Consider the following 24,975-nt stretch of genomic DNA (forward strand, 5'->3'; position numbering starts at 1 on the left):
TTTTAAGGCCGGGTGCGACTCTATTTTATTGAAGAGAGGAATCATGCCCGATGAACGATACCGTCCTGAACAAACGAACGCTCACGAACGCTCCCGCCAGTCCCTTCCTGCCCAAGCCGAAAAGCAACGCGCTTTTGTGGGGCGGCAGCGCCGGCTGGTCCGGCTGGACGCCGGCCGGCGGCTGGCGCCTGGCCGTACGAGCCGACGGCGATGACGCCGAGCCGGGGGCCGAGGTCTGGGAGAAGGTCGCCGGCGCTTCAGAGAGCCTGCGTTCGCCGACATTCACGATCGAGAGCGAGCAGCTCCGGCTGCGGATCGCCGGCTACGACGTTCTGAACCACGCATCCGCCGAAGGCGGCTGCTTCCTGCGGCTGGCGGAAAGCGGAGAGGTCGTTCAGGAAGCGGCGGCGCCGCTGAAGGACGCGTTCGCCGTCCGGGAATGGTTCGTCCGCCATCTGAAGGGCAAGCAGGTCTATCTGGAGGTCAAGGGCAGCAAGTCCTTCGCAGGCGAGGGACTCGCGCTCTCCCGGGTCGAGGAGGTCCGGCTTCACGGGACGGAAACGCAGGACGTCTACTACTGTCTGGAAGCGCCGGCTGCGAATTCGGGCATTTGGGGCCTAACCGACATCGACTACGAAGGAAACAAGACGGACAGGCACCTGTCCTCTTGTCTTGCGGGCGACGACGGCGTCGGCATCATCCAATCGCCCTCGTTTGTCATCGGCGCCCCGACGCTCCGCTTAAAACTGCGCGGCTACTATCAGCGCTACCAGGTCAACAAAAACCGGATCGAGCTCGTGGACGCCGCGACCGGGGACATCCTGCGCACCGTCTACCCGCCCAATACGAATCCGCCGGCCTGGAGCGAGACCGACGTGTCGGACCTGACGGGACGAACGACGTTCATCCGGGTCGTGGACTGCGACAACGGTCCGCATACGGCATGGATCGGCGTCGACGCGATCGACGCGGGCGAAGCGTTCCGGGTGGACTTCGGCGCGGAAGGCGGCGACGTCCTGGCCGGATGGCAGGTCGTCGCCGAGCCGCCGAGATATACGGAGCTGTACGGCGTGCCGTTCGTGGCGGGCGCGAGTACGCTGTTCGCGAGCCGCAAGCCGTATTCGCTGCCCGTTGGCATTGCCGCGAGGCACTTGCTCATCGCCGGGATGAAGGTAAGCGAGCGCAATAGCTATTCGCCGGAAGACAAGCAGGTAACGGTCGGGCAGAGCCTGGGCTCCTTGCGGGTGTGCTATAAGGACGGCGAGATCGGCGTGTACCCGATCGTCATCGGCGAGAGCGCTTGGTGGGGGGAGAAGTTCGTCAAGTACCCCGAACCGTTCGTCTCCTTTACCGAAGTCCGGCGCACGCTGCAGGAGTCGCTTCGCATCTACCCGGCGCAGCCGACGCCGACGCATCAGTACGTCGCTTCGATCAATCCCGCGGCCAAGCCGATCGCGCGGATCGAATACGCGCCGGAGCCCGGCTCGGGTCTCACGCCCGTCGTGACCGGCATCACCGTCGTCCCGCTTCGCGAGGGCGAATGTCCGGAGGGCGGTCTTCTCGCAAGAAGCACCGGCCTGTCGGCAGCGCTGACGGAGAGCATCGAGCGCCGTCCCCTTCGCCTCGCGGGCGTCGACGAGGAAGCTTCGCTCGCGCGCATTCGTCGGCTTCAGGACTATATGTACGTGACCGACGACAACTTCCCGAAGCGGTTTCCGCTGGATATCCCGATCGGCTACAAGGGACCGGAGGTTCGCTTCACAGGCGGCCGGGAAACCGACTTTTTCACCAATGCGTTCTATCACAACGTACTGGATATGGCGGCAAAGGTCGACGACAAAGGCGTGTATCACACCTCTTCGGCCGGCGCGCTCTCCTATGGATACGACGGCATCGGCGGCACCTTCTCGATGGACTTCAAGCTGTATCCGAACCAGGAGCATCCCGGCATGTACTACGACGAAGCCTGGTCGCGGGACATCGGCCGCACGCTCATGGAGATGATCGCCTTCGGCTTCGTGGACCAGGCGGTCGCCTGCGCGGACTGGTGCCTCAAGATGGCCCGCGTATGGGAGGAGGACGAGTCGCTCACGGTGAACGGCTATCGTCTGCCGCGCCACATTCACCGCATCCTGCAGTTCCCGCGCACCGAGATCGGCACCGGCTGCTTCGAGAACGACGGGCACGGACTGACGTCGCTCTTCATCTATCAACTGTGGAAGCGTCTGCCCGAGCGGGAAGCCTGGCTGCGCCCGAGATGGGAGGACGTCAAGGGGCTGGGCGACTGGATCATCTGGCAGTTCGAGCATCCCGAGGTGTCCAAGGCAACGGACGTGCTGTGGTCGGACAGCGAAGGTTCGGGCTACCCGATCTCGGTCGGGCACTCGATCTTCTGCGATCTGCCGTGCATCGAGGCGCTGCATGGCTTGGCGGAGATGGCCGCGTCCATCGGCGAATCCGAATCCGCCCGCGTCTGGGAAGAGACGGCGGTACGGCTGAAGCTCGCCAGCGAACGGTTCTATATCGTGGACGATGCGGAAAAGGGGCGGGTCTGGACCGACCAATACCGCGGCTTCGGCCGGGGCAGTCTGCTCGGCCCGCTGCTGCTGCCGACGGATACGAAGGGACTGTTTCCGGAAAATACGTATCCGGAGTGGTACGCGCTGAACGAGAAGGAATATGCCGTCAACAAGGAGCAGTTCGTCCCGTGGGCGATGGGCTACAACGCGGCCTTCACGACGCAGGCTTCCCTGCTGCTCGACCGCACGGCGGACGCGTCCGAATTCATGAAGCTGAACGCCAAGCTCATCTACGGTCCGGTCTACCGCCAGTACATCGTGCCCGAGATCGGCGGCGCCGTGAACAGGGCCAAGAAGATCTATTCGCGCTTCGGTGATCTGGGCAACGCAGTACAGCAGGCGGAGATTCTCAAGGCGCTCAAGATCATCATCGGCGTCGACGACAGCCGGCAGCCCGAGCTCGGCCTCATCTCGCGGCTCCCGCAGGGCTGGGACGGCGTGTGGGTCCGCGACTATCCGTTCCTGATCGAGGACGGGGCCCGCCGCTTGACGGCGAAGCTGGAATATTCGTTAAAGCTGGCGACGGACGGCGCGCAGATTCGCGTGCAGTCAAGCGACGAGCTGCCTGCGGTGAAGCTGCGCGTCGGGCCGTTCGAGCTGAAGCATCTGGACGCGGCACCTACGGTGCTCGCGGACGGCGAGCGGCTGGAGGCCGCGGTCGAGCGCAGCGGCGATGCCGCATGGGTGCGGTTCAACGTGCCGGCCGGCAAGCCAGGGTTTTCGGCCAGCGTTCAATTTTGAGCGGGGACGGTCGAGCAGGAAGGATCGCCGGGGAAATTTTCGGTCGGCCAATCGCCGGGAAGCTTCGAAGCAGGAGGAGCGCGTAAATGAAGTACGACTTGAAGGATCTCAAGTGGGAGCTCAAAGGCTTTTATCCCTACGTGCCGCTGCTGGCCAACAGCGTGGAGACCGGGGAAGCCATGAAGGGCGTGACGGCTTGGATGCCTGCCGTCGTCCCCGGCGGCGTACAGCACGATCTGTACAGAGCGGGCTACATTCAGCATCCGCACCGGGATCTGAACAGTCTGTCCTGCGAATGGGTGGAGCACCGGTGGTGGATGTACCGGACCTCCTTCCCGCGCCCGGCGTATCTGGGCCGCAAGGTCGAGCTCGTCTGCAAGGGATTGGACTACAAAGCCCATGTTTACTTGAACAATGTGCCGCTCGGCGAGCATGAAGGGATGTTCGTTCCGGCCGTCTTCGATATTACGGACATCGCGCTGGCACATGAGACCCTGGAGCTTCGCATCCTGTTCGAGCATGCGCCTCTGGAGCAGTCGCAGATCGGGCGGACGTCGCTGACGCATACCCAGAAGAGCCGGTTCGGGTACAAATGGGATTTTTCCGCGCGGCTCGTGTCGCTCGGCATTTGGGACGACGTGTACCTGCGCGTCCACGAAGAGCTGTCGCTCGGCGAAGCGCACATTCGCACGGATGTCTCGGAAGACGGCACTGGCGTCGTTGGCTTGAAGATGCGGGTCGAGGGTGCGGTGCAGGAGGCCGATACGCTGATGGGGGTTGCTTTGTCGGAGGATTATGCCGCGGAAGCGGTGCTGACCGATCCGGACGGCCGCGAGATCGGGACGCAGCGGATAGTCATCGGTCCGGACCGGGCGGAGGCCGACTTTTCTTTTCGCGTGGAACGGCCCCGGCTCTGGTATCCAAACGGGCACGGAGCGCAGCCGCTGTACGGGCTTGAAGTGCGCCTGCTGAACGGGGATGCGCTGCTGGATGCGCGCGCGTTCAAGCCCGGCATCCGCAAGCTCGGCTACATGCTTAACGAGGAGAGTCCCGCGTCCGCGCTGCCGTATACGTTCGTAATGAACGGCGAGAAGGTGTACGTCAAAGGCGTGAACTTGACGCCGCTCGATATGCTGTACGGCACCGTGACGCCCGAGCGCTACGAATGGACGGTGCTCCTCATGAAGCGCGCCGGCGTCAACATGGTTCGCGTGTGGGGCGGCGGCGTGATCGAGAAAAACGTGTTCTACGAGCTGTGCGACCGTCACGGCATCCTCGTCTGGCAGGAGTTCGTCCAGTCCGGCTCGGGGATGGACTCGGTGCCGCCAGAGGATCCGAAGTATCTCGCGCTGCTGGCCGATGCAGCCGAGGCCGCGATCAAGGACCGGCGCAACTACGTATCGCTGACGGTCTGGAGCGGCGGCAACGAGCTGAAGGAAGCCCCGAACCGGCCTTGCGGCTACGACAACGGCAATCTTGCGCAGCTCCAGGCGCTCGTTCGGGCGCACGATCCGGACCGGATGTTCCTCCCGACGTCCGCTTCCGGTCCGCAGGAAATGCTGTCGCTGGACGAGGGGCAGAACCATGACGTTCACGGCGGCTGGAAGTACAGGGGACATCCCGAGCATTACGAATTTTACGGGCAGTCGGACAGCTTGTTCCACAGCGAGTTCGGGGTCGACGGACTGTGCGCCGTGAAGAGCATGCGCAAGTTTTTGAGCCCGGCTCATGTCCGGGTGTCCGATATGGACGAGAGTCTCGTCTGGCGCCACCATGGCGATTGGTGGGACACGCGGGAGCGGGATGCCTGGTTTTTCGGCGAGCCGGCGGGCATCGACGCATTCATCCGCGGCAGCCAGTGGATCCAGGCGGAGGGCCTGCGGTTCATCGTCGAGGCCAACCGGCGCCGGCAGTTCCGCAACAGCGGCAGCATCGTCTGGCAGTTCAACGAGCCTTGGCCCAACGTCGGCTGCACGTCGCTGACGGACTATTACGGCGAATCCAAGATGGCGTACTACTGGATCGGGCAGGCGTTTGCCAGGGTGCATGTGTCTCTCGATTATCGCCGGCTCATCTATCCGGTGGGGGATACGTTTCAGGCGGAGCTGTTCGCGGAAAGTGGAAAGAGCGGATCGCGCGACGGCGACGAGGCGGAGGTCGAGGCGCTGACGACGGCGGGCAGACGGCTGTGGCACGGAAGATTTCGGGCGGAGCCCGGCGCCGCCATGCAGAAGGTAGGCGCGCTCGCGTTCGAGATCACGTCCGATTTCACGGCGCTGTTTGTCGTACGTCTTCGTTTGCTGCGAGAGGGACGGACGCTGCATGAGAACGTCTACTATTTTTCCACGCAGGCCGAGACATGCTACCGGCCGGCGCTAGGCCTTGGCGCGCACGGCTTCCGCTTCGAGGCGGAAGGCGAGTGGGAGGAAGCGGGCGAAGAATGGAAGACCGAGTCTCTCGAATTGTTCAAGCGGACGTACCTGCTCGCGAACGAAGGCGACGAAGCGATCCTTCACGCGCATGCAGAGGAACTGACGGACCGGTATTGGACGATGGCGGACGAAGGCTTCGTCACGCTTTTCCCCGGCGAACGGAAACGAGTGACGGTCTACTGCGCGAACCGGCGCCTCGGCGGGCTGGGCACGGAGGCCGATGAAAGCGACGGCGAGGAGCGAGCCGGGCTGCCGGAAATCCGGTTCACTCATTTTAATGAACAAGATTCGCAGGAAGAAAGGAAGATTTCCAAATGACCGACCTGGCTAAAATCCGGGAAACGCACGAGCGGGGCAAAGGCATCTTCAGGCTCGCCCCCGTATTCGTACCGCGCCGTTTCGCGCAGGCGGGCAAGCGGCTGCGGCTCCATCCCGACGACTATTACGCTTATGGGGCCGCACGCGGCTCCATTAAAGAAAGATGGTTTTCCTCGGTCATTCCCGCGATGAACGGGCCGCTGGCGAAGCCGGACGAGGGCATGAGCTACGTGGCTGCGAACGACGACGCGAGCGACAAATTTTTGTTCCGAGACGCGGTCGAAGCGCTCGGGCCCCAAGTCATCGGCGAGGCGCTGCATGCCAAGTACGGCACGTGGCCGATGTATTCCAAGTTTTTCGATTATGAGACGCCGCTGTTCCACCATCTGCACCTGGACGAAGCTTCCGCCCAGCTGGTCGGCCGGATGGGCAAGCCCGAAGCGTACTATTTTCCGCCGCAGCTCAACAATCATCCGGGCGTCTTCCCCGTCACGTACTTCGGGTACGACCCGGACACGACGATCGAGCAGGTGCGCGAGCGCCTGCTTCAATTCGAAGCGGGCGACAACCGGATCACCGAGCTGTCCCGGGCTTACCGGCTCGAGCTTGGCACCGGCTGGTATACGCCGCCGGGCGTCGTGCACGCGCCGGGCTCGTATCTGACGTACGAGCCGCAGTGGAACAGCGACGTCAATTCCGTCCACGAGAACGTCGTGTGGGGCGAGGTGTATCCGTACGAATTTCTGACGGAAAACTGCCCGGAGCCGAAAAAGCGCGATATCGACTACATCCTCGGGCTGATGGACTGGGAAAAAAACGTGGACCCGCATTACAAGAAAAACTACTTCCGCCCGCCGATCGCGTGCGCGCATTCGGACGAACGCCATACGGAGAAGTGGATCACGTACGGCAACGAATACTTCGGCGCCAAGGAGCTTACCGTGCAGCCGGGCCATACCGTCGTCGTGAAGGACCCCGCGGCTTATGGTACGATACTGGTGCAAGGCCACGGCACATTCGGCGTTCACGACGCCGAAGCCGCCGTCATGCTGCGGTTCGGGCAGATGAGCGGCGACGAGTTTTTCGTCGGCGAAGATGCGGCGCGGGAGGGCGTCACGATCGTCAATCGGAGCAAGTGGGAGCCGATGGTGTTCCTGAAGCACTTTGGACCGAACCATCCGGAGATGCCCTGATTCGGGCACCCGCGACATAAAGGAGAGTAAGACACGATGTCCCGACAAGCCTATGAACTGAAGAACGAGAAGATCCGCGAAGCGTTCGAGGTACTGAAGAAGAACGATCCCAAGCGGCTCGAGCGGCGCTTGAACCTGTCCTGGAGCAACTGGGGCTTCGGCATGGAATCGCTTGCGGACACGGCCGAGCGGCTGCAGCGGGCAGGCATCGGCTTCATCGAGCTGCACGGCAACCACTATGGTCCGGATCTCGGTTACCGCAAGGCGGAAACGCTGGACATTTTGAGCGCGCACGGCATCAAGGTCGCGGGCATTTGCGGCATGTTTTCCGCGGACAACGATCTGTCCAGCAACCGCGCCTTCCAGCGCCAGGCCGCCCTCGACTACCTGAAGCGGGAGATCCAGTTCGCGGCTGCGGTCGGCGGCTCCTACATCCTCGTCGTGCCGGGCGCTGTCGGCAGGCCGACGCCTTACGACGCGATGGAGCTTGCGCGCAGCGCCGAGACGCTCCGGCTCGTCGCCGACCTGTTCGTCTCGCACGGCGTAAAGGCGGCCATCGAGCCGATTCGCTCCGCCGAGACGAGCTACGTCCATACGATCGCCGACGCCGAAGCTTATATTCAGTCCGTTAATCATCCCGGCGTGCAGCATATTAATGCGGACGTCTACCATATGCAGTCCGAAGAGTCGCACATTGGCGAGGCGCTGCTGGCGGCCGGCGACCGGCTGCTTAATCTGCATATGGCCGACAGCAACCGCGGCGCGCTCGGCGACGGCTCGCTGGACGTGGATACCGTCATCATGGCGCTGTACCTGCTCGGCTTCAACCGCGACGGCCGCTACGTCACGCCGGAGCCGCTAGGTCCGGGCGGCGACCCGTACCCGGCGATGTACGGCAAGCCGGACAAGGCTCTGCTGGACCGCATGGTCCAGCAGACGGCCGCCTACTTCCGCGAGCGGGAGGAAGTGCTGTTGGGACGGTAGGCAGCCGTAGCTTGGAGCGCCGTTGCGCGGAAAAACCGTGCAACTCGGCCGGATCAGTCGCGTGAGAGCGCCGTTGTACGGAAAAGCCGTGTAACTCGGTCGGATCAGTCGCGTGAGAGCGGCGTTGTACGGAAAAACCGTGAAACTCGGTCGGATCAGTCGCGTGAGAGCGGCGTTGTACGGAAAAACCGTGCAACTCGGCCGGATCAGGCACGTGGGAGCGGCGTTGTACGGAAAAACCGTGTAACTCAACCCCTCTTTGGCCAAACAACCGGCGTGCGCCAGCGGGATATCTGCCAGCCTTAAAGAAAAGACCGGAAGCGGCGAGGGGCGTGAGTCCCTGCAGCCGTTTCCGGTCTCTTTTGGTTTTCCTCGCGATCAGCCTTTCGTCGTCGCGATCCGAATGACGTTCCAGGAAGCGCGGCCGAGTACGGCTTGCACGCGTCCGGCATCGATCTTGGATTCGCCGCCGGTGCGAGGGACGACCCGGTTCGGATTGTTGTTGGTGTTGGTGGCCCTCAGATCGTCGCTCTCCAGCACGATGTGCTCCAGCAGACGCGTTTCGCAGAAGCTGCGGACGTCGACATCGAGCGCCATCGATTCTTCCAGGTGACGGTTCACTGCAAAAATCGTCAGCAGGCCCTGTTCCTCGTCGAACACGCTGACCGATTCCAGGTAAGGAACGTCGGTGAAGTCTTTGGCGTCGTACTTCGGTGAATCGACGACCGATTGCAGAACCGTGCCTCTGCCGTAATTCGAAGCGTGAAGGAACGGATAGTACGTCGTCTGCAGCCAGAGCGAGCCGCCCGTCTCCGTCATGATCGGCGCGATCGTATTGATCAGCTGGGCGAGGCAGCCCATCTTCACCCGGTCGGCGTGCTTCAGCATCGTGATCAGGTAGCATCCGACAGCGAGCGCGTCTTCGAAGGTGTACGCGTCCTCGAACTCCGGCGGCGCGATCTGCCAGCGTTCGCTCGCGCGGCTTGTGCCGATCGAATGCCAGACGTTCCACTCGTCGAGCGACAGCATGATTTTTTTCTTGCTTCGCTTTTTCGCCTGGACGTAATCGGCAATCGAAGCTACGCCCCCGATGAACTGGTCGAGATCGAGCGAGCTGGCCAGGAAGTTGGCCGTGTCTCCCGCGTTATTGTTGTAATAGGCGTGCAGCGAAAGATAGTCGACCTGATCGTACGCGAGATCGAGGACGGTCGCTTCCCACTCGGCAAACGTCGGCATGCCTCTGGAGGAGCTGCCGCAGGCGACGAGCTCGATCGACGGATCGACCCAGCGCATCACTTTGCCCGTCTCGTTGGCAATACGTCCATACTCGACCGCGGTTTTCGCGCCGATCTGCCAGGGGCCGTCCATCTCGTTGCCCAGACACCACGTCTTGAAGCGATGGGGCTCGCGATAGCCGTGGGCGATGCGCAAGTCGCTGTAATAAGAGCCTGAAGGATGGTTGCAATATTCGACGAGATTTCTGGCGTCGTCGGGCCCTCGCGTGCCGAGGTTGACGGCCATCATCACTTCCGTGCCGGCCAGCTTGGCCCAATCCGCGAATTCGTTCGTACCGACGGCGTTCGTCTCGGTCGTCCACCAGGCGAGTTCGAGCTTGCGCTTGCGCTCCGACTTGGGGCCGACGCCGTCTTCCCAGTTGTAGCCGGACACGAAGTTGCCGCCCGGGTAGCGCACGATCGGAACCTGAAGCGCGCGGATCGCCTCCAGCGCGTCTCGGCGGAAGCCGTTCTCGTCCGCGGTCGGGTGCCCGGGCTCGTAGATGCCCCCGTAAACGGCGCGCCCCAGGTGCTCGATAAAGGAACCGTACATCCGGGGATCCACGACGGATACGGCGAAGTGCTTGTCGATCAGCATATGAGAGCGGATTGTCATGTGATTGACCTCCTTAAGGATTAAGGTAAAACTAAATTCAATAATCTTGAAAACCTATATTATTCGTAACATAATAGAAAATGACAGACAATCTTTTATTACAGAATTCACTTAAAACAAAATCCTGATCGGATGGTGAGCGCGTGCTGATCTCTACCGATTCAAAAGCGCTTCGCATCTACGAGGCACTGGCCAGCGAGGTGCGATTAAAGATCATCGATAAGCTGTACGAGCGGGAACGTCACGTGAAGGAGTTGGCGGAGGAGCTGTTCCTGAGCAACGCGGTCGTCAGCGGACACATTCGCAAGCTCGAAGAGGCCGGTATCGTCGGCAGCAGAATGAAGCGGATGGACGGTGGGACCTACAAGCTTTGTTACGTAAAAACGGAGTTCATGCAGATCAAACTGTCCCCGGATGCCCCGGCCTCATTGAACTGTCACGAGCTGTCGCTGCCGATTGGCCAGTATACCGATTACGAGGCTTGGCCGACCTGCGGCATCGCGACGACGGAGAAGGTCATCGGCCAGTTCGACAATCCGATCTGCTTCATGGATCCGGAGCGGGTGAACGCGGGCATCCTGTGGATGGCCAAGGGGTGGGTCGAGTACAAGCTGCCGAACTATTTGTACAAAGACCAGCGGCTGCGCGAGATCGAGATCTCGCTCGAGATCGGTTCGGAGGCGCCGCGCGTGAACGAGAATTGGCCCTCGGACATCCGCTTCGATCTGGGCGGAAAAACCGTAGGGGTATGGACGAGTCCCGGCGACTTCGGCGATCGGCGGGGACGGTTGACGCCGGAGTGGTGGCATTCGGACGTCAATCAATATGGTTTGATGAAGGTGCTTCGCATCAAGGAGAAGGGCACCTACGTCGACGGTCAGAAAATATCGGGCGTCGGCCTGCGCGATATCGAGACGGACGCGATGAACTGGACACTGCGGATCGCCGCGGAGGATACAGGGCGGGGCCGGGGCGGTCTCACGCTCTACGGCAAGGGCTTCGGCAACTACGATCAGGACATTGTCGTGCGGAGCTATTACGAGTAAGGGCGAGCGTTAACATTTGATGAGACCAGGCGGCGACGCCTCGGTCTTTTTTTGTGGTTTGGCCGGTTCGGAGCGGGGGGAGCGATACATTTGGCGGGTGGCACGGCGAGGACCAGATCGCGATGCAAAGGTGGGACAGACGTTACGGACCGTAGGGGCGTTATTTTAGCGCATGAAGCGAATATTGACGTACTTGCGGACTGTGGTTCTGTTATCTCTCCCGAATCGGGCGGGAAAGACCGGTTTTGAGCGAAATAGCGTCCGCAGTGTCCGGTGAGCCTCCGATGTCGTCAATGCGGGCGCAAATAGCGGATCCTGGGTCCGGTGGGCTGGGCAAATCCGTGCGACAGCGGGTTTTAAGTACATCAGTATGTCCAAGTGCGGAGCAGCAATCCCTCTTAAAAATAAGGAATCAAACTAAAAAATGACGCGCTTCTGGCGGCGGCCGGCGGCCCTTACAATGAAAAATGTAAGCGGCTAACAAGCTGCAAGATCATGAGGGGGAGTCAAATATGAAGTCATTGAAATCCCAAGTCGCCGGCGTCGCCGTAGCGTCGCTGTTCACCGTCGCGCTCGCCGCGTGCGGCAGCAATAACAATAATACGGCATCGCCTTCCGCCGCGAGCTCGTCCGCCGCCAGCCCGTCGGCGTCCGCATCCGCGGCGGCCAGTCCGTCCGCAAGTACGCCGAGCGCCGATCCGGTCACGCTCACCATGCTCGTCTCCGGCTCCAAGGCCGCCGACGGCGCCGACTTCGAGCTCGACACGCTGCCCAAGCTCGTCAAAGAAAAATTCCCGAACGTCACGCTCGAAGTCCAGAAGCTGCCCGACGAGCAGTATTACACGTCGGTCAAGACGAAGCTGGCGGCAGGCGAAGGCCCGGACATCTTCCTCGTCTTCCCGAACATGGCGAACATGGGCGCGATCGAGGTGGCGAAGGCCGGCTACGCGGCCGACCTGTCCGGCCTCAGCTTCTGGAACAACGTGAGCAAGGCCGCCATGAACGACATGAGCTACGAAGGCAAGCCGTACGCGGTCGCCAAGGGGATGGACATCCTCGGCACTTATTACAACAAGGATCTGTTCGCGAAGGCCGGCATCACGGAGGTGCCGAAGGATTGGGACAGCTTCCTGGCCGCATCCGAAAAGCTCAAGGCTTCCGGCGTTACGCCGATCGTCATGGGCGACAAGGACCCGTGGGTCGTGCAGTTCGGCATGTACCAGCTCGCCGCCAACACGGTCTACCCGTCCGATCCGGACTTCGACAAGAAGCTGCAAACCGGCGAGACGCAGTTGACCGACGCCAAGTGGGTCGAGACGGTCAACCAGTACAAGACGCTGTACGACAAAGGCTATGTGTCCAAAAACTCGCTCGGCATGGCCAGCGCGCAGGCGATGCAGCAGTTCGTCGACGGCAAGGCGGCCATGATCTTCACGGGCACTTGGGACCTGCCGGGCGTCACCGCCAAGGGCGCGGCCGACTTCGAGCGCGGCTTCTTCTCCCTCCCGGGCAACAAGGCGGGCGAGCCGGTATACGCATCCGCGGCAACGGCGGCAGGCTACGCGCTGAACGCCAAGTCCAAGCACCTCGACGTCGCCAAGCAAATTTTCGAATATCTGTACGACGGCCAATCGCCGCTCTTCCAGGCGTGGGTGGAGTCGAACCCGTCCATCAGCGTATTTAACGGCGTGACGCTCAAGAACGACATCTTCAAGGATGTGCTGACCGAGATTCAGAGCACGGGCCACGCGTTCTACTTCTCGAATCAAATGTGGCCGGCGGGCGTCAGCGACGTCATGCAGTCCAAGTTCGGCGAGATCATCGGGGGCAAGAAGACGACGGCCGAAGACGTCACCAAGGCGATGCAGGACAAGTACAAAGAACTTTATAAAGGCTGATCGCCAGCGAGATCAAGGGGGAGCGAGATTCCCCCTTGATGCAATTCACGCCGAAAGGAAAGAAGCATCATGAATAGTGCCGTGATGAAAAAAACGATGTTTTGGTTCGTGCTCCCGGCCCTCCTTTTTTACTGCTTGTTCTGGGTATTCCCGATCCTCAAGCTGTTCCAGTACAGCATCACCGACTACAACGGCTACGTCCAGAAGTTCAACTACGTCGGCGCGGGCAACTTCAAGACGCTGTTCCACGAGGAGATCCTCGGTTTGTCCGTCCGCAATACGCTCATTTACACGTTCGTCACCGTCATCCTGGGCAACATTGTCGCGCTTGCGATAGCGTTCCTGCTGAATGCGAATATTCGAGCTAAAGGTCTGTATCGTTCGGCATTTTACATTCCGACGCTGTTCAGCGCGATCGTCGTCGGCTTCATCTGGAGCTACGTGTACATGCCGGACGAAGGGCTGATTGCCTCTTTTCTCCATAAGATCGGATTGAACGGGATCGATACGAACTTCCTCGGCAGCTACGACAAGGCGCTTTACTCCATTATCGCGGTAGATATTTGGAAAAACATCGGCACGAGCACGATCATCTTCCTGGCGGGCCTGCAGACGGTACCGATGGATTTGATCGAAGCGGGGAAAATCGACGGCGCCGGACGCTGGAAGCTCGTGCGCTTTATCAAGATTCCGCTGCTCGCGACGTCCGTCACGATCAACGTCACGCTCAGCGTCATCAACGGGCTGAAGGCATTCGACTATCCGTTCGTCATGACCAACGGGGGCCCGGGCACGTCGACCAACACGCTGATCTACGCGATGTACAAAATGGCGTTCACCGACCAGCTGTTCGGCAAGGCGTCGGCGCTCGGCATCATCTCGTTCGCGCTCATCATCGTCATCACTGCCGCCTTCGTCTTCACGCTGAACAGAAGGGAGATATCCGCATGACCTCCGCGCCCGCCGTCAAGCGCTCGTTCACCCATATCGCGCTGCTCGCGCTCGTCTTTCTCAACCTGGTGCCGCTCATCATCGTGCTGTCCAGCTCGCTGCGGTCGCCGAAGAACATGACCGACCCGCTGAACTGGTTCAACGAATTCACGTTCGCGAGCTTCCGCTCGGCCTTCACGCGCATGCACTTCCCGACCGCGCTGTGGAACAGCGTCGTGCTGACCGGCGTCTCGGTCGTCTTCGTCGTCCTGCTGGCCGCGATGGCCGCCTACCCGATGGCGCGCATCCGCAGCCGGACGAGCAAGTTCCTGTACATCTTCTTCCTGTCCGGCCTCGTCGTGCCCGGCCAGATGGTGCTCATCCCGATCATTCAGATGATCAAATCATTCGGCATCCCGATGAACCAATACACGCCGATCCTCATGTTCATCACGTGCAGCCTGCCGTTTTCCACGTTTCTGTACACCGGCTTCATCCGCAGCGGTGTGCCCGAAGAACTGGAGGAGGCGGCCCATATCGACGGCGCGGGCATGTTCCGCAGATACTGGCAGATCGTGTTCCCGCTGCTGCTGCCCGTGACCGTCTCGGTCGTCATTACGCAAGGCGTTTGGATCTGGAACGACTACTTCTTCAACATGGTGTTTATCACGAAAACGTTGGCGGCGCCGCTTCCGGTCGCCATGCTCGGCTTCCTCGGCGACCAGCAGAACCCCGCGCAGTGGAACGTGCTGTTCGCGGCCTGCATTCTGTGCGCGCTGCCGCTGCTGCTCGCGTTCCTCGCGCTGCAGAAGTACTTCGTCGGCGGCATGACCGTCGGCGCGGTGAAGGGCTGAACGCGGCGGACCTTTGAGGGGCCGCCTCCTCCGGTTCGCTATGCCTGCGGCCGGATATCGGATATGATGAGAAGACTCCGGGCGGAGTCTTTTTGCCGTCTGTCACTTCCACAGAATGAAGGATTAGCCGATGATAATCGATTGGTGCCGAATGATGCCGCGCGCGGCGCGGGCAGCGCTGCTCTCCGCTTGGACGGCGACGGCGCTGACAGGCTGTGCGAACACGAAGGCGGATACGGCCGCAACGCCGCCGCTTCCCGAGACGGTCCCTGTCCTTTATATGACTGCCGGCAATCCGAGCTCGGGCAGCACGAGCGTCATCCGCGAGCTTGCGGCGGAATACGCCAAGACGCACCCGGACTTCAAGTTCCGGATCGAGAGCGTGCAGAACAACGATTTGTCGCAAAAAGTGCAGCTGCTCGCCGCAAGCAACGACCTGCCGGCCATGTTCAGCTACCAGTCCGGCGAGCCGCTCCTGGACCTGATTCGCAGCGGCGCCGTTCTTGAGCTGCAGGGCACGTTCGAGCAGCTCGGCATTGCCGGCCAGCTCAATCCGGTCGCCGTCGATTTGCTGAAGCGGATGACCGACGGCATGGGGCTGTACGCGCTGCCGCTGGAGCTTAATATCGAGGGCTTCTGGTACAACAAGACGCTGTTCGCCCGTTATCATCTGGATGAGCCGCGGACCTGGGACGATATGCTGCGGGCGGCCGACGTGTTCAAAAACGCGGGGATTCAGCCGTTTGCCGTCGCTGGGAAGGACAAGTGGCCGATCACCCGCCTGATCAACGCTTACGCCATCCGCAAGCTGGGCGCTGATGCAATGGAACGGGTTTACCGCGGCGAATTGAAACTGACCGACCCTGGTTTCGTCGAAGCCGCCGGAACCGTGAAGCAAATGGCGCAGGCAGGATACTTCGGGCAGGATCCCAATACGGTGGACATCGGCTCGGCCATGCGAGCGTTCACGCAGGGACGCGCCGCCATGATCTATACGGGCAGCTGGTCGATTCGCGACCTGAACAAAACCGTCGAAGGACGGATCCCGCCCGAAGCGATCGGCTTCTTCAGCATCCCGCTCGCGGCGGAAGGCTTGGGCGCGCTGGACGAATATCCGATGAATGCGGGACTCACCACGTCCTTCTCAAGCGAGGCATACGACGACGAGCTGGGCGATTTTATGAAGTATGCGTTCGCGCGGTATGGGCAGCGGTCGATGGACGAGCTGGGCCTGATTACGGGCTTCAAGGCCGATACGACCGGAGCTGGCGTGCCGCCCCTTACCCGTATGGTGCAAAGCAAGCTGGACGGCGCCGCGAGGACTGCGCTCTGGTTTGAGGCGCGCTTCGATACGCTTGCCCAGATGACGGCATGGAACGGCGCCCAGCTGCTGATTCAGGATCCAAGCTATACCCCGGCTTTCTATATGAGCGAGCTTCAGGCGGCGCTGGACGGCCATTCCGGCTGATCCGGCTTGCAGTTGCCGCGAGATGCATTCCGTTTCCCTGCGGCAAGGCGTATTCCGTCTCCCTTCGGGGAGGCGGAATTTTTTTGTCTTAAAAATGAGGACTAAAACCAAAATATGGCGCACTTATGACGCGCGAAGCAACCGCTTACAATGAAACATGACATCGGCGATCCTGCGCCGGCACGGGGGAGTGATGGAGGGCGGGCGAGGGGCCCGAATGCGGCGGGCAGGAGACGATCGATCCATAATTAGAGAAACGGCAGGTGTGCAAATGAACAAGACAATCGTCCGCACGGGCAAAAAAAGCGTATCCGCGCTGCTGGCCGGCGTGCTGTCGGCGGGACTTGCGCTCGGCGCGCATGCGCCGGCGGTTTCGGCGGCGGAGCCGGGAGGCGCCATCTCCTTTAAAACGCAGACGGGCGGCATATTCGACGGCATGCCGCTGTTCGACGGCAATCCGACCCATCTCGACGCCTTCGTTGACCAGTACTACGATTACATCGGGCTCGAAGGAGCGGCGCTGTACGCAACGGGCATCCGGGACAATTATACGTTCGTCATGGACGGCGCGGACAACAACGGTCACAAGGGAAAGACGGTTCCCGGCGGGCTCGCGGCGGCCGACAACGTGTACGGCGTATCCACGGACTTTCCCGCGCTCGTCGGTCTGGGCCAGACCTGGAACAAAGCGCTCGTCTCGCAGGTCGGCAAGGTCATGGGCAGCGAGAAAATCAGCCAGCTGAACGTCAAGCAAGGAACGGCCAACATCCATAACGGCTCCAACACGTCGCGTTCGATCGCCTTCACCGCGCTCTCCGACGTTCGCGTCAATCCGCTCAACGGCCGGACGCCCGAAGGCTATGGCGAAGATCCTTACCTGTCGGCGACGCTGATCGACAATATGGCTGCGGGCCTTGCCGGCACCGACCAGGAAGCGAGCCAGGACGGGTTCTGGCAGCGCGCGGTCGTCGGCACCAAGCACTTTTCCTTGTACAACGCGGAGTGGTTCCGCCAGACGTCGAGCACGAACGCCGGCGCGCGGGCCATCTACGAATATCAGATTCCGTCGGCGTTCAAGGGGCTGGAGTCGGGTTCGGTAGCCGGCGTCATGACGTCCTTCGGCCGTACGAACGGCGTTCCGAACATCATCTCGCCATACATGATTCTGGGCAGCCAGCTCGCCCGCTACGGGATGTACTCTTCGCCGGACTTTAACGGCGAGAATCATCTGTTCAACACGAGCTTCAGCAACGGGTTCGACACCCAATACACGCTCGATCGCAAGCACGCGCTCGCGCTGATGGTCCTGGCGCATTCGGAGTCCGTACGCGCTTCGGGCACGGACAAGACGGACGTCGTCACCCTGGCGAACGCGGTCAAGGAAGGCTTGTACGGCATCACGCTTCAGGACGTGGAGGAAGCCGGCCGTCCGATCGTGAACCAGCTCGCCCGCCTGGGCATTTTTAACGAAGTCGACGCCAGCGGCGTGCCGATCAACTATCCGTTCGCCGGCCAGGCGAAGGACGTGGCCGCTACGCTGACCAGCTTCAGTACGCCGGCGCATCAAGAGGTGGCATTGCAAGCCGCGCGCGAATCCGTCGTTCTGCTGAAGAACACGGACGAAGCGCTCCCGCTGGCCAAGAGCAAGAAGGCCGCCGTCGTCGGCGCTTACGCCGACATGCGGATGCGTCCGGGCTACGCCGCGGCGACGCCGACGACGCTCGCGAATGCCGGCAAAACGCCGCTGTATTCGATCCTGAATACGATCGGCGCGGACAACGTGAAGTTCTCGACCGGCAGCGCGGTCGTCGCGCTGAAGTCGGCCGCGAACGGCAATTATGTCACGGCAGGCACGGGCGCGGGCTCTCAATTGAACGCGAGCTTCCCAGGCGCGGCGAACGCGCTGACCGATGCGCAGCTGTTCGAATACTACGACTGGGGCCAGAACGCAGCCAGCTTGAAGTCCAAGGCCAACGGCCTTTGGGTGACGGCGCCTACGACGAACAGCGCGAGCGTGGGCAACACGGCCACCGCCAACCTGCTGCTGACCAATCCGGACTGGACGACGCTGGCCTCTACGGGCAACAACAGCACCGTGCCGGCCAAGCTCCGCTTCGAATCGAACGGCGGAAGCTCCGTATCGATCGTCTCGGGCGGCCTGGCGATTCAAACGGGCTTGTTCAGCGGACGCCTGCTGACGGCCGGCGCCGATGGCTCGGTGTCGACAGCCGCTTCGACGATCGGCACGATCGCGAACTTCAATGCGCGGGACAATAGCGCGAAGTTCGACAAGACGGTCGTGCAGGAAGCGGGCATGGGCGCCGATATCGCGGCGATGGCGAACACGCAGGACTACGCGCTCGTATTCGTCGGCGCGCATCCGAACAACAGCGGCGGCGAAGGCTCCGATCGCGCCGACCTGTACCTGGGCGCCGACGATTACAAAATCGCGCACAATGTCGCGGCGGCGTTCGCGGCCAAAAACAAGAAGACGGTCGTCGTGCTCCTCGCGAGCTCGCCGGTCATCATGGAAGAGATCCAGAAGGATCCGAACGTATCGGCCGTTATCACGCAGCCATACTCCGGCGAGTTCGACGCGCAAGGCCTGACGGACGTTCTGTTCGGCGACTACGCGCCGACCGGCCGCCTGTCGGCGACCTGGTACGCGGATATGTCCGCGCTGCCGGCGATCGACAAATATTCGATTCCGGAAGGCAATACGGCGATCTCGGGCGTCGACCAGCTCGATCCCCGTTTCGTGTCGGACATGTTTAACGCCGATCCGGTCGAAGCCAAGCTCACTTATATGTTTACGAATGCGCCGATTACTTACGAATTCGGCTATGGCCTTTCCTACGGCGACTTCACGTACAAGGAATTCACCGCGCCGAGCGCCGCGGTGGCGAATCAGAAGTTTAACGTGTCCGTCGAGCTTACCAACGAAGGCTCGATCACGACCTCCGAGGTCGTGCAGCTGTACGCGCGGAAAAACGGTTCCGCCTACGGCGAAGAAGTGCCCGCCAAGAAGCTGGTGGCCTATGACAAGGTCGAGCTGACCCAGGGCGAGCACAAGATCGTCACGCTCAGCGTCGATCCGAAGGACCTGGCGATCTGGGACGTCAACAAGGGCGATTATATCGTCGAAGACGGCGCTTATACGTTCATGATCGGACGTTCCTCCAAGGACATTCGGTCGACCAAGGACGTTACGATCTCCGGCGACTCGCTCGCGACGCTGGATGCCAAGACGGCATTTAACGTATTCGACCATGCGTACGATTCTTATGCGGTCGCGTACCGCGAAGCTTCGAAGGAGCGTACGGTCGAGAGTCTGCGCGACGACAAGATCGCGGGCGAATACTACGCGGTCATGTCCAAGGGTTCGGGATCCTGGGTCGCGCTGCCGAAGGCGGACTTCACGGGCGCCAAGAAAATCGAAGCGTACGTCGGCACGAACGGAGCGGGCGGCAATATTACGCTGCGCGCGGACTCGCCGACGGCCGAGCCGTTCGCGACGATCGCGGTGCCGGTCACGGGTAAGACGACCTATGTCATGCCGACGGCTGCCGATCAGACGGTTAACGAGCTGGGCTATACGAAAGTCGAGGCCGCCGTGGCAGCGGCGCCTGCGGGCGCGCATACCGTGTACGTCGTATTCGAAGCCGCCGATCTGCGCATCGACTCGCTGCAGGTGACGCAGACGGCCGTGAACATCGCGAAGCCGCTGGACGGCGCGGCGCTTCCAGCCGCGAAGCCGGGCGTGGCGTACGAGCAGACGCTGGCGCTCGAAGCGAGCGGCGGTACCGCGCCTTATGCGTGGAGCGTGACCGGACTGCCCGAAGGGCTGAGCTTCGACGCCGCGACGGGCAAGATCACGGGCACCGTTTCGGACGGCGCAGTAGATAACAGTCCGTATACGGTGACGATCTCGGCGACGGATGCGAACGACGAGACGGTATCGGTTACGAATACGCTGGCCATCGGCGACGTGCTGGGCATCGGCTCGCAGGAAGGCGGAGCTGTACCTGCGGCCAAGGTTGGCGCGGCCTACAGCGTGCAGCTGGCGGCTTATGGCGGCACGGAGCCTTACACCTGGACGGTGACGGGATTGCCGGAAGGCCTTGCGTTGGATGCGGCAGCACAGAAGATTAGCGGCGTTCCGGCTGCGGGCACGGATGTCGACAGCCCGTACGAGGTTGTCATTCGCGTGACGGATTCCGCCAATGTTTCCCGGGAAATGACGGCTTCTCTGACGGTCTCGCCGTCGGATCCGGTCGATCCGGGTACGGAGGAACTGGAGATTGTAGCGCCGGTTGCGGGAAGTGCGATCGTATCTGGCAATGAAGGCAGCGCGTACGATCAGTTGCTGACGCTGACGGCCACGGGCGGCACGGAGCCGTACGTATGGAGCATTAGCGGATTGCCGACGGGACTGACGTTCGATCCGGCGACCTTGCGGATCACGGGTACGCCGTCGAGCAGCGGTACATTCCCGTTGACGATCACGGCGACGGATGCGGAAGAACGCACGGCAACGGTGGCGGCAAGTCTCACGATCGCGCCGATCTATGTACCGCCATACGTCCCGCCGGTGACGACGCCGAACACGGGAACTGGAACGGAAACGCCTTCGGCAGACGGCACGCTAAAGGTATCGGACGCGATGTTGACGGTTGGCGACACGGGAGCGTCCGTGACGCTGCCAGCAGGCACGAAGACTGCGCAGCTGTCGGCGAGCCTGCTCGGCAAGGCGGAAGGCAAGAGCCTGGAGCTGAAGGCGGGCGACCTGTCGCTCACGCTTCCGGCAACCGTATTGAAGCAACTTGCGGCCGCAATTCCAGCGGATCGCCTTGGCGATGCGCAGGTGCAAGTATCGTTTAAGGCAGTTGACGCGACCGCGGCTGCGCAGGCAGTGGGCGGATCGACCGACGCGACGAACGTGCGCCTTGCAGGTGACGTTATCGAGTTCACGCTGACCGTCGTCGTTGGCGACGCGAACACGGCCGTGACGACGTTCGACGCGCCGATCACGCTGACGCTGAAGGCGCCTGGCGTCACAAATCCGAAGCTCGGCGGCATCTTCTATCTGACGGGCAACGGACAGCGCCAGTATGTCGACAGCAAGTACGTGGATGGCGCTTATGTGGCGCAACTCCAGCACTTTAGCAAGTACGCGGTACTTGAAGTGAACAAGAACTTCGCCGACGTTCCGGCTTCGCACTGGGCGATCGACGTGATCAAGGAACTGGCGGCCAAGCAAATCGTCGGCGGTACGAGCGAGACGACGTTCGAGCCGGGCCGCACGATCACGCGCGCCGAGTTCACGCAGCTGCTGGCAGGCGCGCTGAAGCTGACGGACGAAGGCACGCAGTCCTTCGCCGACGTATCGGCTGGCGTCTGGTACGCGAAGCCGATCGCGCTGGCGGCGGAAGCCGGCATCGTGACGGGCCGCGGCGACGGCAAGTTCGACCCGAGCGGCGCGATCACCCGCCAGGAGATGGCGACGATGATCGTGAAGGCGTACCGCTATCTGCACGGCAGCGCGGCAGCGGCCGGCGCAGGCGCGAGCTTCGCCGACGCGGACCGCATCGCGGCCTGGGCGGCGCCGTACGTGGCCGAAGCCTCGTCGCTCGGCCTGCTGTCGGGCCGGGGTGCAGGGCAGTTCGCGCCGCAAGGCGTGACGACCCGCGCCGAAGCCGCGCAGTCGGTGTACAATTTGCTGCAGAAGTAACAGTGAGAGCAAGAAACGCCAAGCCCGCGGGCTTGGCGTTTTTTCTGTGCAGCGGCGGGAGGTGTCGAGACATCGAGGGCATCAAGGGCATGAGGGCATTGGGAGCGTTTGGGACACCGATGGCACCGGTAGCGTCGGAGGAGATAGTGGTTAAAAGGCATCTATTTCCGCGTTATAATCGCAAAACGAGCAAATTAGTTGCTGAAAAGCAGTTAATGCCCTGAATTATGGGCGGAAACGCCCCCCTCGCAGGAATTAACTGCCTTCTGACACTTATTTACTTTGGCGCGGATCGATGGGGAAAATTAGTGGCCTTTCAGCAATTATCTGAACGGCGGTATTAGCCGATAGGCGGCGGGTGAGAAGCAAGGTGCGATGGTTGTACCAGCTAGGAAGCAGATGGTTTAACGCGACGGTCACGCCACAGCGAGGGATAACGGATTGCGAGTCGGCGCGGTTATGGGCGGCAAGCATCGTGCAAGTTCGCTGCAAGGAGCGCGAATACCGCGGGCTTGACCTTTCAACTGCGCAGTGGCGGGGGCCATAGTAGACGGCGGAGGTGTGAGACAATAGTGGTTAAAAGGCATCTATTTCCGCGTTGTAATCGCATAATGAGCAAATTAGTTGTTGAAAGGCAGTTAATGTCCTCCGAAGATGGGGAGAAACGCTACTTGCGCGGGAATTAACTGCCTTCTGACAACTATTTACTTGGGTGCGGGACCGTGAGCGGAAATAACTGCTTTTCAACAACTAATCGATGGGAATACGGGTGGACGGCCAACCGGCGTCGGCGGGTGGTTTGGCGAATCTGCGACGGGCGGCGAGTATGAATGGTCAACCAGCGGCGACAGGTGGCTGGGGAATCTACGACGGGCGGCTGGTACGAATGGGCCAACCAGCGTAGGCAGGTGGTTTGGCGAATCCAGGATAGCCCGGCTAATCCGCCTCCTAAAAAACGCGGAGTCTTCCCAAAAAATCCGTACCTTAATATTGCTGGCCCGATTGGTTAGAATGAAAGGAAACGGGTCGTGCCGCCGCACCGTCGTACGCTATTCGCTAAAAGCGCGGCATATCGGGCCGATCCCATGTTTGTTTCCGCTTACAACAAGCCCGCGACGCCCGTAAAGGATGCTTGCCATGATAACGAGACTCCGCCGCTTTTTGCTCAAGCTCAGGCCGCCGCGAATCCGCAGCCGATTTCTGGCTACCATGATCCTGGTGTCGCTGCCGCCGCTGTTCGTGCTGGGCTACGTCTCCCTGAACATTTCCAAGGACATGCTCGTGCAAAACCATATACAGGCCAACGCGGACCACCTCAAGACGTCCAGCGAGGTCGCCGATCTGCTCATGCGCAACATCATCAACATGAATCGCATTATCCTGTCCAACGACCAGCTCCGGCAGGAGCTGTATCGAAGCGGCGCTGCGAAGGCGGACGGGCAGGGCGTCATCGACGTCCGCACGGCCAACCTGCTGCAAAATATCGTCGTGTCGAACCTGTTCGACATCCAGAACATCGACTCGATCTGCCTGTTCGACCGCAACTTCCGGTCCGTCTGCTACGGACGCTCGGAGCAGGCGGGCAAGTACGGCTCCGAGGAAACGCGCGGCCTGATCGAACGCACGGACTGGTACGCGCAGGCCGAGCAGGCCAAGGGCAAGGAAGTGTTTTTCGGCTACAACGTGCTCGAGGAATCGCCCTACGGCAATGCGTTTTCCAGCGTCAAGCTGCTGCGCGATCCGAACCGGCTGAGCGGGGACAAGATCGGCCTGCTCGTCATTAACATCCGCAAGTCGATTTTCGAGCAGACGGTCAACGAGAGCGACGAGAGCGGGTTTCTTGTGCTCGATACGCGGGAGACGAATCCGGTCGTCGTCTACGACCTGCGTCCCGAGCTCACGGCCGGCGTCGGTATCGGCGGCAGCCTGGACGCGACGTTCGCGAACATGCGCAAGGCCGGCTACCTGTACAGCCAATACCGGAACGCGACGAGCGGCTGGATGTTCGTCCACTTCGTCGAGGCCAAGACGCTGCTTCAACAATCCCAGCGCATCACGCTGACGACGGGACTGCTGGCCGCGCTGATGGCCGGCATCGCGCTCGCGGTATCTTATTTTGTGTCGGGTACGATCACCAAGCCGCTGCTGCAGCTGAAAAAAATGATCGGCGACTGGGCCAAGGGCCATTCGGCCGCCGATGCGGGCGAGGCGTTTCTCGCGGACGAGGTCGGCGTCATCGGGCAGACGTTCCAGCGGGTAACGGCGGACTATCAGGTGCTGAGCGAGCGGCTGCTGCAGGCGCAGCTCAAGGAGCGGGAAGCGGAGCTGCGCTCGCTGCAGGCGCAGATCAAGCCGCATTTTTTATACAATACGCTCGATTCGATCTACTGGATGTCGATGCTCGAGGAGAAGCACGATATTGCCCAGATGGCGCTGTCGCTGTCCGAGAGCTTCAAGCTAAGCCTCAACAAAGGCAGGGAGACGATCCCGGTTTACAAGGAGCTCAAGCATATCGAGCACTACATGATCATTCAGAATCTGCGCTATGACAATCGTTTCAAGTACGAGCAAGAGGTCGATTCGGACATCATGAGCTACGAGATCATGAAGCTGATGCTGCAGCCGCTCGTCGAGAACGCCATCTATCACGGCCTCGAGCCCAAAGTCGGCGAAGGTACGGTGCGGTTGACCGGGAGAATGGACGGGGAATTCCTGTCGTTCACGGTGACCGACGACGGCGTCGGCATGGCGGATGTCCGGAAAACGGAGGAAGGTTACGGCATGCGCAACGTGCGGGAACGTCTGGAAATTTACTACGGGCCGACGAGCTCGTTTACGATCCGCAGCCGGCCGGGCGAAGGCACGTCGATCGAGCTGCGCTTTCCGCACAAGTTATACAAGGAGGAGTAGA

The 24,975-nt window shown here is 61.4% G+C and carries 12 protein-coding genes; 11 read left to right on the forward strand and 1 reads right to left on the reverse strand.

What is annotated here, in order from left to right:
* The first annotated feature begins 50 nt into the window (after positions 1 to 50).
* The 4 genes from KB449_RS02375 to KB449_RS02390 all read left to right on the forward strand — a co-directional run bounded on the left by KB449_RS02375 (position 51) and on the right by KB449_RS02390 (position 8,247).
* Positions 51 to 3,320, forward strand: a complete 3,270-nt coding sequence (locus tag KB449_RS02375) for a hypothetical protein (RefSeq protein ID WP_282906829.1) — start codon at positions 51 to 53, stop codon at positions 3,318 to 3,320.
* An 86-nt stretch (positions 3,321 to 3,406) separates the two neighbouring features.
* On the forward strand, positions 3,407 to 6,070 hold the full coding sequence (locus tag KB449_RS02380; RefSeq protein WP_282906830.1) for a glycoside hydrolase family 2 protein: 2,664 nt from the start codon (positions 3,407 to 3,409) through the stop codon (positions 6,068 to 6,070).
* Entirely contained in the window at positions 6,067 to 7,263 is a 1,197-nt protein-coding gene (locus tag KB449_RS02385) for a cupin domain-containing protein (RefSeq protein ID WP_282906831.1), read from the forward strand. Before KB449_RS02380 ends, KB449_RS02385 begins: the two co-directional genes overlap by 4 nt.
* A gap of 36 nt (positions 7,264 to 7,299) precedes the next feature.
* Entirely contained in the window at positions 7,300 to 8,247 is a 948-nt protein-coding gene (locus KB449_RS02390) for a sugar phosphate isomerase/epimerase family protein (RefSeq protein WP_282906832.1), read from the forward strand.
* Between the two features lie 378 nt (positions 8,248 to 8,625).
* Here KB449_RS02390 and arfA read toward each other — a convergent pair whose 3' ends face one another.
* Positions 8,626 to 10,137: an arabinosylfuranosidase ArfA gene (arfA, locus tag KB449_RS02395; protein ID WP_282906833.1), complete on the reverse strand. Its 1,512-nt coding sequence runs from the start codon at positions 10,135 to 10,137 to the stop codon at positions 8,626 to 8,628.
* 143 nt (positions 10,138 to 10,280) lie between these two features.
* On the opposite strand from arfA, the gene KB449_RS02400 reads away from it, so the two are divergent.
* From KB449_RS02400 to KB449_RS02430, 7 genes are all read left to right on the forward strand, one after another.
* On the forward strand, positions 10,281 to 11,183 hold the full coding sequence (locus tag KB449_RS02400; protein WP_282906834.1) for an ArsR/SmtB family transcription factor: 903 nt from the start codon (positions 10,281 to 10,283) through the stop codon (positions 11,181 to 11,183).
* Positions 11,184 to 11,695: 512 nt separating this feature from the next.
* Positions 11,696 to 13,081 (forward strand): ABC transporter substrate-binding protein, encoded by a 1,386-nt coding sequence (locus KB449_RS02405; protein WP_282906835.1) that lies wholly within the window; start codon positions 11,696 to 11,698, stop codon positions 13,079 to 13,081.
* Between the two features lie 69 nt (positions 13,082 to 13,150).
* Positions 13,151 to 14,032: a carbohydrate ABC transporter permease gene (locus KB449_RS02410; protein ID WP_282906836.1), complete on the forward strand. Its 882-nt coding sequence runs from the start codon at positions 13,151 to 13,153 to the stop codon at positions 14,030 to 14,032.
* Entirely contained in the window at positions 14,029 to 14,865 is an 837-nt protein-coding gene (locus KB449_RS02415) for a carbohydrate ABC transporter permease (protein WP_282906837.1), read from the forward strand. The genes KB449_RS02410 and KB449_RS02415 overlap by 4 nt, the downstream gene beginning before the upstream one ends.
* Positions 14,866 to 14,995: 130 nt before the next feature.
* Complete coding sequence (locus KB449_RS02420) at positions 14,996 to 16,333, forward strand: ABC transporter substrate-binding protein (RefSeq protein WP_282906838.1); 1,338 nt, start codon at positions 14,996 to 14,998, stop codon at positions 16,331 to 16,333.
* A 271-nt stretch (positions 16,334 to 16,604) separates the two neighbouring features.
* Complete coding sequence (locus KB449_RS02425; RefSeq protein ID WP_282906839.1) at positions 16,605 to 22,064, forward strand: S-layer homology domain-containing protein; 5,460 nt, start codon at positions 16,605 to 16,607, stop codon at positions 22,062 to 22,064.
* Between the two features lie 1,137 nt (positions 22,065 to 23,201).
* A complete protein-coding gene (locus tag KB449_RS02430) occupies positions 23,202 to 24,974 on the forward strand; it encodes a sensor histidine kinase (RefSeq protein WP_282906840.1) in 1,773 nt (590 codons plus the stop codon).
* The last annotated feature ends 1 nt before the right edge of the window (position 24,975 follow it).

Origin of the sequence: Cohnella hashimotonis (genome assembly GCF_030014955.1) — a bacterium.
In the GTDB taxonomy this organism is placed as follows: Bacteria; Bacillota; Bacilli; order Paenibacillales; family Paenibacillaceae; genus Cohnella; species Cohnella hashimotonis.